The organism is Streptomyces hazeniae (assembly GCF_031845485.1).
Classification (GTDB): Bacteria; Actinomycetota; Actinomycetes; order Streptomycetales; family Streptomycetaceae; genus Streptomyces; species Streptomyces hazeniae.
Genome location: NZ_JAVREQ010000025.1, coordinates 23161 through 36275, shown reverse-complemented (window position 1 = coordinate 36275; position 13115 = coordinate 23161). Strand labels below are relative to the sequence as shown.

Annotated in this window: 12 protein-coding genes; 7 read left to right on the top strand and 5 right to left on the bottom strand. The window is 71.8% G+C overall.

Annotated elements, in window-relative coordinates:
- Window positions 1–86 precede the first annotated feature (86 nt).
- The 3 genes from RM572_RS23355 to tyrS all read left to right on the top strand — a co-directional run bounded on the left by RM572_RS23355 (window position 87) and on the right by tyrS (window position 4570).
- Entirely contained in the window at window positions 87–1613 is a 1527-nt protein-coding gene (locus RM572_RS23355) for a TldD/PmbA family protein (protein WP_311675382.1), read from the top strand.
- Window positions 1610–3022: a TldD/PmbA family protein gene (locus RM572_RS23350; RefSeq protein WP_311675381.1), complete on the top strand. Its 1413-nt coding sequence runs from the start codon at window positions 1610–1612 to the stop codon at window positions 3020–3022. The genes RM572_RS23355 and RM572_RS23350 overlap by 4 nt, the downstream gene beginning before the upstream one ends.
- Before the next feature lie 138 nt (window positions 3023–3160).
- Window positions 3161–4570, top strand: a complete 1410-nt coding sequence (tyrS, locus tag RM572_RS23345; RefSeq protein WP_311675380.1) for a tyrosine--tRNA ligase — start codon at window positions 3161–3163, stop codon at window positions 4568–4570.
- A gap of 31 nt (window positions 4571–4601) precedes the next feature.
- On the opposite strand, the gene RM572_RS23340 is transcribed toward tyrS, so the two are convergent.
- On the bottom strand, window positions 4602–4898 hold the full coding sequence (locus tag RM572_RS23340) for a GlsB/YeaQ/YmgE family stress response membrane protein (protein WP_311675379.1): 297 nt from the start codon (window positions 4896–4898) through the stop codon (window positions 4602–4604).
- 186 nt (window positions 4899–5084) lie between these two features.
- Here RM572_RS23340 and RM572_RS23335 point away from each other — a divergent pair, with 186 nt between their 5' ends.
- Together RM572_RS23335 and RM572_RS23330 are read left to right on the top strand one after the other, a co-directional pair.
- Entirely contained in the window at window positions 5085–5480 is a 396-nt protein-coding gene (locus tag RM572_RS23335) for a DUF3099 domain-containing protein (RefSeq protein WP_394813688.1), read from the top strand.
- A gap of 198 nt (window positions 5481–5678) precedes the next feature.
- The gene (locus tag RM572_RS23330; RefSeq protein ID WP_311675378.1) at window positions 5679–5954 is read left to right on the top strand and encodes a hypothetical protein; all 276 of its coding nucleotides are present in this window, start codon (window positions 5679–5681) and stop codon (window positions 5952–5954) included.
- A gap of 45 nt (window positions 5955–5999) precedes the next feature.
- Here the strand turns inward: RM572_RS23330 and moaA are convergent, their stop codons facing one another.
- The 3 genes from moaA to RM572_RS23315 form a co-directional block, all read right to left on the bottom strand.
- Window positions 6000–6989: a GTP 3',8-cyclase MoaA gene (moaA, locus tag RM572_RS23325; RefSeq protein ID WP_311675377.1), complete on the bottom strand. Its 990-nt coding sequence runs from the start codon at window positions 6987–6989 to the stop codon at window positions 6000–6002.
- A gap of 144 nt (window positions 6990–7133) precedes the next feature.
- Complete coding sequence (locus RM572_RS23320; protein ID WP_311675376.1) at window positions 7134–8759, bottom strand: solute symporter family protein; 1626 nt, start codon at window positions 8757–8759, stop codon at window positions 7134–7136.
- On the bottom strand, window positions 8756–9109 hold the full coding sequence (locus RM572_RS23315; RefSeq protein ID WP_311675375.1) for a DUF485 domain-containing protein: 354 nt from the start codon (window positions 9107–9109) through the stop codon (window positions 8756–8758). Before RM572_RS23315 ends, RM572_RS23320 begins: the two co-directional genes overlap by 4 nt.
- Before the next feature lie 245 nt (window positions 9110–9354).
- Here RM572_RS23315 and RM572_RS23310 point away from each other — a divergent pair, with 245 nt between their 5' ends.
- Window positions 9355–10914 carry a S8 family peptidase gene (locus tag RM572_RS23310; RefSeq protein ID WP_311675374.1) on the top strand — a complete coding sequence of 520 codons (1560 nt, stop codon included), beginning with the start codon at window positions 9355–9357 and terminating at the stop codon, window positions 10912–10914.
- Window positions 10915–10947: 33 nt separating this feature from the next.
- On the opposite strand, the gene RM572_RS23305 is transcribed toward RM572_RS23310, so the two are convergent.
- Window positions 10948–11823, bottom strand: coding sequence for a sterol desaturase family protein (locus RM572_RS23305; protein WP_311675373.1), 876 nt, complete (start codon window positions 11821–11823; stop codon window positions 10948–10950).
- 180 nt (window positions 11824–12003) lie between these two features.
- On the opposite strand from RM572_RS23305, the gene RM572_RS23300 reads away from it, so the two are divergent.
- A complete protein-coding gene (locus RM572_RS23300; protein ID WP_311675372.1) occupies window positions 12004–13101 on the top strand; it encodes a DEDDh family exonuclease in 1098 nt (365 codons plus the stop codon).
- The last annotated feature ends 14 nt before the right edge of the window (window positions 13102–13115 follow it).

Below are 13115 nucleotides of genomic sequence, written 5' to 3'. Positions count from 1 at the left end.
GGGTGCGGCACGCGGAATTCCGTGCCCCGGCGGGGTGTGTCGGGGCATGATGATCCCTGGCCGAGCGACGAGAGTGGGAGGCGCCCGTGGCGCACGCGCAGGAGATCGACCCGTCCTTCCTCGCCTTGCCGTTGCGGGCGCTCGCGGACGCGGCGCTGGCGCGGGCGAAGGCGCTGGGGGCGGAGCACGCGGACTTCCGGTTCGAGCGCGTCCGGGACGCCGGATGGCGGCTGCGGGACGGGAAGCCGGCCGGGTCCATGGACAGCACGGACACCGGCTACGCGGTGCGCGTGGTGCACGGCGGGGCGTGGGGGTTCGCCGCGGGGGTGGACCTGACCATGGACGCCGCGGCCCGGGTGGCGACGCGCGCCGTGGAGATGGCGAAGCTGTCCGCGCGGGTGATCGAGGCGGCGGGCTCCGACGAGAGGGTGGAGCTTGCGGAGGAGCCCGTACACGGCGAGCGGACGTGGGTCTCCTCCTACGAGGTGAACCCGTTCGACGTGCCGGACGCGGAGAAGACCGGGCTGCTGGCAGAGTGGAGCGGGCGGCTGCTGGGCGCGGACGGCGTCAGCCACGTGGACGCGAGCCTGCTGACGGTGCAGGAGAACAAGTTCTACGCCGACACCGCCGGGACGGTGACCACGCAGCAGCGGGTGCGGCTGCATCCGCAGCTCACCGCGACCGCCGTGCTCGACTCCGGGGAGTTCGACTCGATGCGGACGCTCGCCCCGCCGGTGGGCCGGGGCTGGGAGTACGCGCTGGGCACGGGCTGGGACTGGGACGCCGAGCTGGAGCGCGTCCCGGACCTGCTGGCGGAGAAGCTACGCGCGCCGAGCGTCGAGCCGGGCTCCTACGACCTGGTGGTCGACCCGTCCAACCTGTGGCTGACGATCCACGAGTCGATCGGTCACGCCACCGAACTGGACCGCGCGCTGGGCTACGAGGCGGCGTACGCGGGCACCTCCTTCGCGACGTTCGACCAGCTGGGGACGCTGCGCTACGGGTCGGAGGCGATGCACGTCACCGGCGACCGCACCGCCGAACACGGTCTGGCCACCGTCGGCTTCGACGACGAGGGGGTGCAGGCGCAGTCCTGGGACCTGGTGCGGAACGGCACCCTGGTCGGCTACCAGCTGGACCGGCGCATCGCGAAGCTGACCGGGCTCGGCCGCTCCAACGGCTGCGCGTTCGCGGACTCGCCGGGCCACGTGCCGGTGCAGCGGATGGCGAACGTGTCGCTGCAGCCCGCGGCGGACGGGCCGTCCACCGACGAGCTGATCGGCGGTGTGGAGCGCGGGATCTACGTGCTGGGCGACCGGTCCTGGTCGATCGACATGCAGCGGTACAACTTCCAGTTCACCGGGCAGCGCTTCCACGGGATCGAGAACGGGCGGCTCGCCGGACAGCTGCGGGACGTGGCGTACCAGGCGACCACCACCGACTTCTGGGGCTCGATGGAGGCGGTCGGCGGCCCGCAGACGTACGTGCTGGGCGGGGCGTTCAACTGCGGCAAGGCGCAGCCGGGCCAGATCGCCGCGGTGTCGCACGGCTGTCCCTCGGCCCTCTTCCGGGGCGTCAACATCCTCAACACCACGCAGGAGGCAGGCGCATGAGCCGCGCGACGCGGAAGCCGCACGAGGTCGTCGAGCGGGCGCTGGAGCTGTCCCGCGCGGACGGCTGCGTGGTGATCGCCGACGAGACCTCGACCGCCAATCTGCGCTGGGCCGGCAATGCGCTGACCACCAACGGCGTGACCCGCGGCCGGCGGCTGACGGTGGTGGCCACCGTGAACGGCGGGCAGGGCACGGCGTCCGGCGTGGTGTCCCGCTCCGCGGTCACCCCGGACGAGCTCGAGCCGCTGGTACGGGCCGCCGAGGACGCGGCGCGGACGGCGGGTCCGGCCGAGGACGCGCAGCCGCTGGTGGAGGGCGTGCCGGTGTCGGCGGACTTCGCCGACGCCCCGGCCGAGACCGATTCCGGTGTGTTCGGCGCGTTCGCCCCCGCGCTCGGGGAGTCGTTCGCCCGGGCGCACGCGGGCGGGCGTGAGCTGTACGGCTTCGCGAGCCACTCCCTGACGTCCAGCTACCTGGGCACCTCCGCGGGGCTGCGGCTGCGGCACGACCAGCCGACCGGCACGGTCGAGCTGAACGCCAAGTCGCGCGACCTGTCCCGTTCGGCGTGGGCCGGCCGGTACACGCGGGACTTCGCGGACGTCGACCCGGCGGCCCTGGAGGCGGAGCTGACGCAGCGGCTGGCCTGGGCGGAACGCCGGGTGGAGCTGCCCGCGGGCCGGTACGAGACGCTGCTGCCGCCGACAGCCGTGGCGGACCTGCTGATCTACCAGCTGTGGTCGTCCGGCGCGCGCAACGCGGCCGAGGGGCGGACGGTGTTCAGCCGGCCCGGGGGCGGTACCCGGGTCGGCGAGCGGCTGTCCGAACTGCCGCTGACGCTGCGCAGCGACCCGCACGCACCAGGGCTGGAGGCCGCGCCGTTCGTGCTGGCGCACGCGTCGGGCGACGACGCGTCCGTGTTCGACAACGGTCTTCCCGTGGCGGCCACCGACTGGATCCGCGACGGCGCACTCACCTCGCTGCTCACCTCCCGGCACAGCGCCGGCCTGACCGGGCTGCCGGTCGCGCCGGAGGCGGGAAACCTGGTCCTCGAGGCCGGCGGCGCTGCAGGCGGGGGCGGGGGCGCGTCGCTGGAGGACATGGTGGCGCGCACCGAGCGCGGCCTGCTGCTGACCTGCCTGTGGTACATCCGCGAGGTGGACCCGGCGACGCTGCTGCTCACCGGCCTCACCCGGGACGGGGTCTACCTGGTGGAGAACGGCGAGGTGACGGGGGCGGTGAACAACTTCCGGTTCAACGAGTCGCCGGTCGGCCTGCTGTCCCGCGTCACGGAGGCCGGCCGGACCGAGCGGACGCTGCCCCGCGAGTGGTCCGACTACTTCACCCGCGCGGCGATGCCCCCGCTGCGGGTGCCCGACTTCCACATGAGCTCGGTCAGCCGGGGCGTGTGAGCCCGGCGGGCAGCCCCCGCCACCGCATGGGTCCACGGCCCGCGCGCCCCGGGGCCGCCCGTGTGCGCAGGGGCGGCGGCGGCCCCGCATAGACTCTGTTCCGCATCCATCCGACACCGATCCCTTAAGGCGACAGACGTGACACGCCTCGGCGACTCCGTGCAGCGGGCAAGCGCCCTGCTGGCCCAGGACCTCTCCTCCGACCCGACCGTCGAGCAGCTGCTCGCCGAGACCGGGTCGCGGCGGTATCTGGACCTCGGCGACCTGTCCGCCGGGGAGCAGGCCGCGCTGATCGCCGCCCGCACGGTGGACCTGCTGCCGTCGGAGGAGAAGCTGGCCGAGGAGATCGAGACCCGTCGGGCCGCGGGTGAATCTCTGCACGTCAAGCTGGGCATCGACCCGACCGCCACGGACATCCACCTCGGGCACGCGGTGCCGATCATCGTGCTCAGCCGCTTCCAGCGGATGGGCCACGACGTGACGCTGATCATCGGCGACATCACGGCGAAGATCGGCGACCCGTCGGGCCGCACGGCGGAGCGTCCGCCGCTCACGGACGAGGACATCGCGCGCAACCTGGCGGGCTACCGGGACCAGGTGCGGCCGTTCTTCGACTTCGAGAAGGTGCGCTTCCGGCACAACAGCGAGTGGCTGGCCGGCATCACGCTGCCGCGGCTGATCGGCATCCTGTCGCAGATCCCGGCCTCGCAGCTGCTCCAGCGCGAGGACTTCCGCAACCGGCTGGCGGCCGGCTCCGGGCTGACGATGTCGGAGCTGATCTACCCGGTCGCCATGGCCATCGACTCCGCGGAGATCGAGGCGGGCATCGAGCTGGGCGGCGTGGACCAGCTGCTGAACATGCAGATGGGCCGCAAGATCATGGAGATCTACGGGCAGCGGCCGCAGCTGGTCGCCACCATGCCACTCATCGAGGGCACCGACGGCACGGGCGCCAAGATGTCGAAGTCGAAGGGCAACTACATCCCGCTCACCGCGTCCGCGGAGGACGTCTTCGGCAAGATCATGTCCATCCCGGACCGGCTGATGGCCCCCTACCTGCGGGCGTGGACGGAGTGGACCGACCCGGAGATCGAGCAGGCGCTGGCCCGGGTGGAGAAGCGGGACCTGCACCCGATGGACCTGAAGAAGGTGCTGGCGGGCGAGGTCGTGACCGCGCTGTACGGCGTGGAGACCGCGATGAAGGCGCGCGCCGGGTTCGTCGCGCAGTTCTCGAAGAAGTCCTTCTCCGACGTGGAGTCGCTGCCCTCGCTGGATCTGGCCGAGCACGGCGGCGAGGGCATCGCGGCGCTGCTCAGCAAGGTCCTGGAGTTCACGCCGAGCGCGTCCGCGGCCCGCCGGATCGCCAAGCAGAACGGGCTGCGGCTGATCGTGGAGACCGGTGGGGAGCAGCAGGCCCTCGTCCTCCCGGAAGCTGACGCGCTGCGCCCGCTGGGCGAGGTGGTGCCGGAGAAGCTCGCCGAGGCGGGTCTGTCCGGCACGGTCTACCTCAAGGCCGGGCGGAAGATCGCCGAGGTCCGGGGGGCGTAACCGCCGTTTCCAGGGGTCGCCGGCCGCCGGCTCAGGCGGTCCGGCGGCCCTGCTCCCGCGTCCCGCGTTTCCCGCGGATGCTCGCCCACAGCGGCGCTCCGAGGGCGACGATCAGCACGGCACCGGCGAGCTGCAGCACGTGCCGGATCCAGTCGATGCCGGAGGTGTCCGCCACCCCGGCCCAGCCGGAGACGGCGTTGCCCAGCAGGCCCCCCAGCATCCCGAAGATCACGGTCAGCCACAGGGGGATGTGCTGCTTGCCGGGGAGGATGGCGCGGGCGAGTACGCCCAGCACCAGCCCGACCACGAGGGCCCACAGCCAGTTCATCTCTCGCCTCCCGGTGGACGGCGCGGAGGACACGCCGGTCGCGTGTCCTCCGCCAGTGTCGTACGGGCACCCCGAGGGTGCACCCCGCTGCGGGCAGCGGGCCGGTATCGGTGGGCCGGGCGGGGCGGCGTACCGTGGGAGACGTCCGGAACGTGGTGTGACCGGCGCACGAGCGGGTGGTGGAGCGTGTTGCGCAAGCAGAAGGGTCCCCAGGTCTTCCGGATCACCGGGGCCCGGCAGGGCCTGGAGGACGACGTCCGCGGGCGTCAGCGGCGTTATGTGATCTCGATGCTGATCCGCACGCTCGCGGTCCTGCTGACGGTGATCCTGTGGAACGTGCAGCGGCCGCTCGCCGTGGTCACGCTCGTCCTCGGTGCCACGCTGCCGTACGTCGCCGTGGTGATCGCGAACGCGGGACGGGAGCGGGTGCGGGACATGCCGCCGACGCTGGTGACGGGTCCGAGCCGTCCCGTGCTCGGGCCGGGTGCGACGGAGCGCCCGGACGAGGGGACGCCGGCGGACGGGCCGCGCGGGACCGACCGGTCCGAGGAGGTCAACGGGTCTGCCGACGGCGGCCGTTGAACCGCCGGCCTACGCAAAGGGCCGGGAAAAGGTCAGGGGAATCGTCCAGTTCCGCTGCCGTGCGCGGGTGTGCCCGTGCCATACTTCGAAGGCGCTCCGCATCCCCCGTCGGAGCGACGGACCGACGCCGGGCGGCTCCCCCCGTGGCCGCCCGGCGTCGCCTTTTCCACCACTCCCGTGGTGTTGGATGGGGGCGTGATGTCTGCGCAGAACCACGAGTCGCCGATCTGCTCCGCCAAGGGCTGCCGGGAGCCCGCCGTGTGGGTGCTGGCCTGGAACAACCCCAAGCTGCACACCCCCGACCGCCGGAAGACCTGGCTGGCCTGCGAGGAGCACCGGGAGCACCTGTCCTCGTTCCTGGGCATGCGCGGATTCCTCAAGGACGTGGTGCGTCTGACGGAATGGCAGGCCGCGGAGGAGCGGGACACGCCCGGCGAGCAGGGCGAGGGGGCGGCACCGGGGGACGCGGGCTGAGCGGGAGGAGGGGGCGGTCCCTCCGGGCGGCCGGAGCCGACCGGTTCAGCCGCCGATCGCCGACATCGGACGGTCGGGCTGGACGAAGGAGGGGTCGTCGATGCCGGCGCCCGCCTTCTTCCCCCACATGGCCTGCTTCCACAGCCGGGCGACCTCGGCGTCCCCGGCCCCGCCGCGCAGTGCGCCGCGCAGGTCCGACTCCTCCCGGGCGAACAGGCAGGTGCGGACCTGCCCGTCCGCGGTGAGGCGGGTGCGGTCGCAGGCGCGGCAGAACGGCCGCGTGACGGACGCGATGACGCCGACACGGTGCGGGCCGCCGTCGACGGTCCAGCGTTCGGCGGGCGCGGAGCCGCGGGCCTCCTCGCCCTCGGGGGTGAGGGTGAAGCGGGTGCGCAGCGACTCGAGGATGTCTCCCGCCGTGATCATGCCGTCGCGCTGCCAGCCGTGCTGGGCGTCCAGCGGCATCTGCTCGATGAACCGCAGCTCGTAGTCGTTCTCCACGGCCCAGGCGAGGAGGTCGGGTGCCTCGTCGTCGTTGAGGCCGGGCATCAGCACGGTGTTGACCTTGACGGGGGTGAGGCCGGCGGCGCGCGCCGCCTCCAGACCGCGCAGCACGTCGGCGTGCCGCTTGCGGCGGGTCATCCGCTGGAAGACGTCCGGCCGCAGGGTGTCCAGCGAGACGTTGACCCGGTCGAGACCGGCCTCGCGGAGCGCGGCGGCGGTGCGTTCCAGACCGATGCCGTTGGTGGTGAGCGAGAGCTGCGGGCGCGGTTCGAGCGCGGCGCAGCGCTCCACGATGCCGACGAGCCCGGGGCGCAGCAGCGGCTCGCCGCCGGTGAAGCGGACCTCGTCGACGCCGAGGTCGGTGACGGCGATGCGGATGAGCCGGACGATCTCGTCGTCCGTCAGGAGCTGCGGCTTGGCCAGCCACTGCAGCCCTTCCTCGGGCATGCAGTAGGTGCAGCGCAGGTTGCACCGGTCGGTGAGCGACACCCGGAGGTCGGTCGCGACCCGGCCGTATGTGTCGAGCAGCATGGGCGGCCCTTCCACGGTGGCTTCCATTGTCTCGCAACTGCTTCGCAGCGTACGCGAGAGCGCCGACATTCAACAGTTCGTTGAAGTGACGAGGGAGCACGGAGCGTGGTCGGGCCGCCCGATGCGGCTGCCGGGAGCCGGCCGTCAGTGCGCGCCGGTGCCGGTCAGCGAGCGGACCTCCAGTTCGGCGTACTTCCGGCCGTCCACGTCCTCGTTCTTCGACACCACGGTGCCCAGCCAGCCGAGCAGGAACCCGAGCGGGATCGACACCAGACCGGGGTTGTTCAGCGGGAACCACTGGAAGTCGGCACCGGGGAACATGGCGCTCGGGTTGCCGGAGACGACCGGGGAGAAGACCACCAGCAGCACGGACGAGGACAGGCCGCCGTAGATGGACCACAGCGAACCGGTGGTGTTGAAGCGCTTCCAGAAGAGGCTGTAGAGGATCGTCGGCAGGTTCGCGGACGCGGCGACCGCGAAGGCGAGTGCCACCAGGAAGGCCACGTTCAGCTTGCCGGCGAAGATGCCCAGCACGATGGCCACGCCGCCGATCAGGATGGAGGAGACCCGTGCGGCCTTGACCTCCTCCCGGTCGGAGGCCTTGCCCTTGCGGATCACGTTCGCGTACAGGTCGTGCGCGAAGGAGGAGGACGAGGCGAGGGTGAGACCGGCCACCACTGCGAGGATCGTGGCGAAGGCGACCGCGCAGATGACGGCGAGCAGGATCGCGCCACCCGCCGAGTCGGCGCCGCCGCCGATGTTCTGTGCCAGCAGAGGAGCGGCGGTGTTGCCGGCCGCGTCGGACTCGGTGATCTCCTTCCGGGAGAGCAGCGCCGCCGCGCCGAAGCCGAGGGCGATGGTCATCAGGTAGAAGGCGCCGATGATGCCGATGGCCCAGATGACCGACTTCCGCGCCGCACGGGCCGTGGGCACCGTGTAGAAGCGGATGAGGATGTGCGGCAGGCCGGCCGTGCCGAGCACCAGGGCGAGACCGAGGGAGATGAAGTCGATCTCGGTGGTGGTCGAGACGCCGTACTTGAGGCCCGGCTCCAGGAACGCCGCTCCCTGCCCGCTGTTCTCGGCGGCCGCGCCGAGCAGCGTGGAGATGTTGAAGTCGAACTTCAGCATGACGAGGAACGTGATGAGCAGGGTCCCGGCGATCAGCAGGCACGCCTTGATCATCTGCACCCAGGTGGTGCCCTTCATGCCGCCGATGGTGACGTAGAGGATCATCACGACGCCGACGAGCACCACGATGACGTTCTTCCCCGCGTCTCCGGACACGCCGAGCAGCAGCGCCACCAGGGCGCCGGCGCCGACCATCTGGGCGAGCAGGTAGAAGATCGACACCACGATGGTGGACACGCCCGCGGCCGTGCGGACCGGCCGCTGCCGCATCCGGTAGGCGAGCACGTCGCCCATCGTGAAGCGGCCGGAGTTGCGCAGCGGCTCGGCGACGAGCAGCAGCGCGACCAGCCAGGCGACGAGGAAGCCGATGGAGTAGAGGAAGCCGTCGTATCCGAAGAGCGAGATGGCACCCGCGATGCCGAGGAACGAGGCGGCGGACATGTAGTCGCCGGAGATGGCCAGACCGTTCTGGAAACCGCTGAACGAGCGACCGCCGGCGTAGTAGTCGGTGGCGTCCTTGGTGCGCCGTCCGGCCCACACGGTGACCCCGAGGGTGGCGGCCACGAAGACGGAGAAGAGCGTGATGATCAGCGTGCGGTGCTCGCTGGCGTCCGCCGCGGCGACCTGCAGGTAGGTGTTCATGCGCCGCCCTCCAGACGTGACTTGATGGCGTCCGCTGCGGGGTCGAGCTTCGCGGCGGCGTGCCGCGAGTACCACCAGGCGATGGCGAACGTGGTGACGAACTGGGCGACACCGAACACGAATGCCACGTTGATATTGCCGACGATCTTGGTACCCATCAGCGCATCGGCGTAGATGGAGAGGAGGACGTACAGGAAGTACCAGCTGATGAAGGCGACGGTGAGCGGGAAGGCGAACGACCGGTGGGCCCGGCGCAGGGCGACGAACTCGGCGCTCCGCTGCACCTCGATGTAGTTCCGGTCGGCCGGTGGCGCGGCACCGGCGCTCGCTTCGTGTGATGCGGAATCCACGGCGACTCCCAGAGAGGTCGGGAAGGCGGACGTTCGGTGTGACCTGCGCAACATCCGGCCACACCGTTCGCGCATCGTAAGGGGATGACGCTGCGTACAACAGGGGTAGGTAGTTGAAAGGTGAAGGAGAAAGCCGCCAAGCCGGTCTGATTCGACGATTTTCTTTCTGGATCTACCCCTCTACTGCACTCAACAGGGCTAAGTTCCTCCACGGGAAGTCACATTCGAAACGGCATGGAGACCCCATGGATTCAGTGAAGCCCAGACGGCGGCACGCACTGGCGGTGCCGCTCGGCCTGGCACTGACCGCGTCGCTTGCGGTCCTGCCCGGCGCGTCCACCGCGCTCGCGCAGGACGCCCGGCCCGCGGCGGACGGCGAGAAGCTCAGCTACGTCGTCAACACCGCGACCGACTCCGCCACCGTGGACCGCGTCGAGCGGGAGGTCGAGGACGTCGGCGGCACCGTCGTCACGTCCTGGGAGGAGATCGGCGTCGTCATCGCCCACTCCACCGACCCCGGCTTCGGCAAGACGATGCGCGCGGTCGACGGCGTCGACTCCGCCGGCGCCACCCGCACCGCTCCGCTCAGCGCGGCCGCCACCACGGACGTGGGCAAGCCGCAGTACGTCAAGGACCCGGAACGGCTGGCCGCCGAACTGGCCAAGAACGAGCAACGCCTCGCGCCCGGGGCCCGCAAGAAGGCGGCGCCCGACGAGCCGCTGGAGTCGCTCCAGTGGAACATCCCGGCCATCAAGGCCGACCGGGCGCACGCGATCGACGACGGACGCCGCGGCGTCACCGTCGCCGTGGTCGACACCGGCGTCGACGACACCCACCCGGACCTGCGGAAGAACTTCGCGCCCACCCAGTCCGCCAACTGCGTCGGCGGCGAGCCCGACACCTCGTGGGGCGCCTGGCGGCCCTACGCGGAGGGTGGCCACTACCACGGCACGCACGTGGCGGGCATCATCGCCGCTCCGCGCAACGACGTCGGCATCGCCGGCGTGGCACCCGGGGTGAAGGTCTCCTCGATCAAGGTGGCCGAGCAGGGCTCCAGCCTCTTCTACACCGAGGCCGTGGTCTGCGCCTTCATGTTCGCCGCCGAGCAGGGCGTCGAGGTGACGAACAACAGCTACTACACCGACCCCTGGCTCTACAACTGCCCGGACCACGAGGATCAGGCCGCCATCCTGGAGGCCGTCGGACGGGCCGCCGAGTACGCCGAGGGCGAGGGCGTCCTCAACGTCGCCTCGGCCGGCAACTCCGCCCAGGACCTGGCCGCGGACGAGCTCGTCGACGCGACCAGTCCGGACGACTCCACGCCCGTCGAGCGCACCATCGACCCGTCCGAGTGCCTGGATCTCCCGGCACAGCTGCCGGGCGTGGTGACCGTCTCCGCCACCGGCGACCAGTCGCTGAAGTCGTACTACTCCAACTACGGCGACGGCGTCGTGGACGTCGCCGCCCCGGGCGGCGACCGCTACCAGGTCCCCGAGGGCGACGGCAAGAACGGCCGCGTCCTGTCCACCATGCCCGACGGCGACTACGCCTTCCTCCAGGGCACCTCGATGGCCGCCCCGCACGTGGCCGGCGTCGCCGCGCTGGTCAAGAGCGAGCACCGGCGCGCCACGCCGCAGGAGATCCAGTGGCGCCTGAAGGCACGGGCCGACAACCCGGGCTGCCCCGAGGGGCCGTACGACCCCGACGGCGACGGCGAGGTGAACGCCGAGTGCACCGGCAACGCCAAGATCAACAGCTTCTACGGCTACGGCGTCGTCGACGCGCTGGACGCCGTCCGGAAGTGACACTCCACGGGCCGAACGGCGCCTGACCGCCGTTCAGCCGTGCGGCGCCGCGAGGGGGCCGGGCTCCGGCTCGGCCCCCTTCGGCTGCCATCCCGGGCCGCGCAGCACCCGGCCGAAGCGCTCCGGCCAGCTGCGTGCCGCACGCAGGTCGCGGCCGATCGCCGCGTACTCGTGCGTCGCGACCCGCAGCGGGTTGTAGGTCTCGATGTTCTTCGTGAGCCCGTAGGCGCACGGCTCCCGCTCCGGCGCGAAGGAGCCGAAGAGCCGGTCCCAGACGATCAGGATGCCGCCGAAGTTGCGGTCCAGGTAGCCGCCCTGCGAGGCGTGGTGCACCCGGTGGTGCGAGGGCGTGTTGAAGACCGCCTCGACCGGGCGCGGCAGGCGGCCGATCCGCTCGGTGTGGATCCAGAACTGGTACACCAGGTTGACCGACGCCAGGAAGGCCAGCACCGCCGGATGGACGCCGAGGGCGATCAGGGGCAGGTAGAACGGCCAGGAGGTGAGACTGGTCCAGGGTTGCCGCAGAGCCGTGGTGAGGTTGAACCGGCGGCTGGAGTGGTGCACCACGTGGCAGGCCCACAGCAGGCGGATCACGTGGTGGCCGCGGTGCGACCAGTAGTAGAAGAAGTCCTGCGCGAGCAGCAGCAGGGGCAGCGTCCACCACAGCAACGGCACCCGCAGCGGCGTGAGTTCGTGGACGGCGGCGTAGATCGCCACCACCGGCACCTTCCACAGCGCGTCGAAGAACAGGCTGCCCAGGCCCATGGACAGGCTGGTGGCCGCGTCCCTGCCCTCGTAGCCGGCCGCGTCGTCGTCGGGATGGAGCCGGTAGCTGACCACCTCGATCACCGTGAGCAGGAGGAAGGCGGGGATGGACCACAGCACGACGTCGGGCAGATGAGACGGCATGTCAGCAAGGTAGAGCCCCTCCGCGCGGCGCGCCAGGGGTCGTTACCGATCGGTAGACGGTCTCCGGGGGCGGGCGCCCGGCGGACCGTACCGGCCGGGCGGGGCTGACGGCCGGTCAAGCTCCTGTGTGGGCAGGCGCGGTCGTGGAACTGTCAGTCGCGGCCCGTATCCTCTGTGACCATGCTCGAAGACCAGACGGCACGTCCGGACGAGGAGGCGGGGGCCCTGTACATCCCCGCTCAGTCCGCTCCCGCCCACCGCGCCGCCCTATCCGGCGACGCCTGCTGGCCCTCGAACTACCCCGAGGGGTATGCGGTGGTGGACGTCGAGACCACCGGCCTGCGCCGCGACGACCGGATCGTCTCCGCCGCCGTCTACCGGCTGGACTCGCGCGGCGACGTGGAGGACCACTGGTACACGCAGGTCAACCCGCAGCGCGACCCCGGCCCCACCTGGATCCACGGCCTGACCGCCGAAGTCCTCGCCGACGCACCGCTGTTCGAGGAGGTCGCGGCGGACCTCGCGGATCGGCTGGAGGGCCGCGTCCTGGTGGCGCACAACGCCGTCTTCGACTGGTCCATGATCGCCCGCGAGTACGCCCGTACCGCGCACGACCTGCCCGTCCGGCACCGGCTGTGCACCATCGCGCTCGCCAAGGAGCTGGCGCTGCCGCTGCCCAACCACAAGCTGGAGTCGCTCGCAGCGCACTACGGCGTGGTGCAGCAGCGCGCCCACCACGCGCTGGACGACGCCCGGGTGCTGGCAGAGGCGTTCCGCCCGAGCCTCCACCGCGCCGCCCGGCACGGCGTCCGCCTGCCGCTGCTGGCCTGCGTACCGCTCACGGAGCTGCCCCCGGAGCCCGCCGCGGACCGCTACGGCTCCGCGCCCCGCTCCCGCCCGTACGGCTTCGGCCGGCGGCCGTCGCGGAAGCGCCCGCCGTGCCCCTATCCCAACCCGGGGCGGTGGGAGCAGGGCGGCCCGCTGCGGCAGGGCATGCGGGTGGCGCTCTCCGGCGACACCTCCGTCGACCGCGAGCTGCTGGAGGACCGTGCGATCGAAGCCGGCCTGCACATCGCGACCAGCGTCTCCCGCCGGACCAGTCTGGTGGTCAGCAACGACCCGCACTCCGTCACCTCGAAGGTCGCCCGGGCCCGTACCTTCGGCACTCCGGTGATCGACGAGGCCGCGTTCACCCACCTGCTCCGCGACGTCGCGCCCGCCCAGGACCCGCCCCCCGGCCCCGCGGGGCGGGGGGTACCCCCGTCCCCGGCGGGCTGACCCGCGCCCGGTAC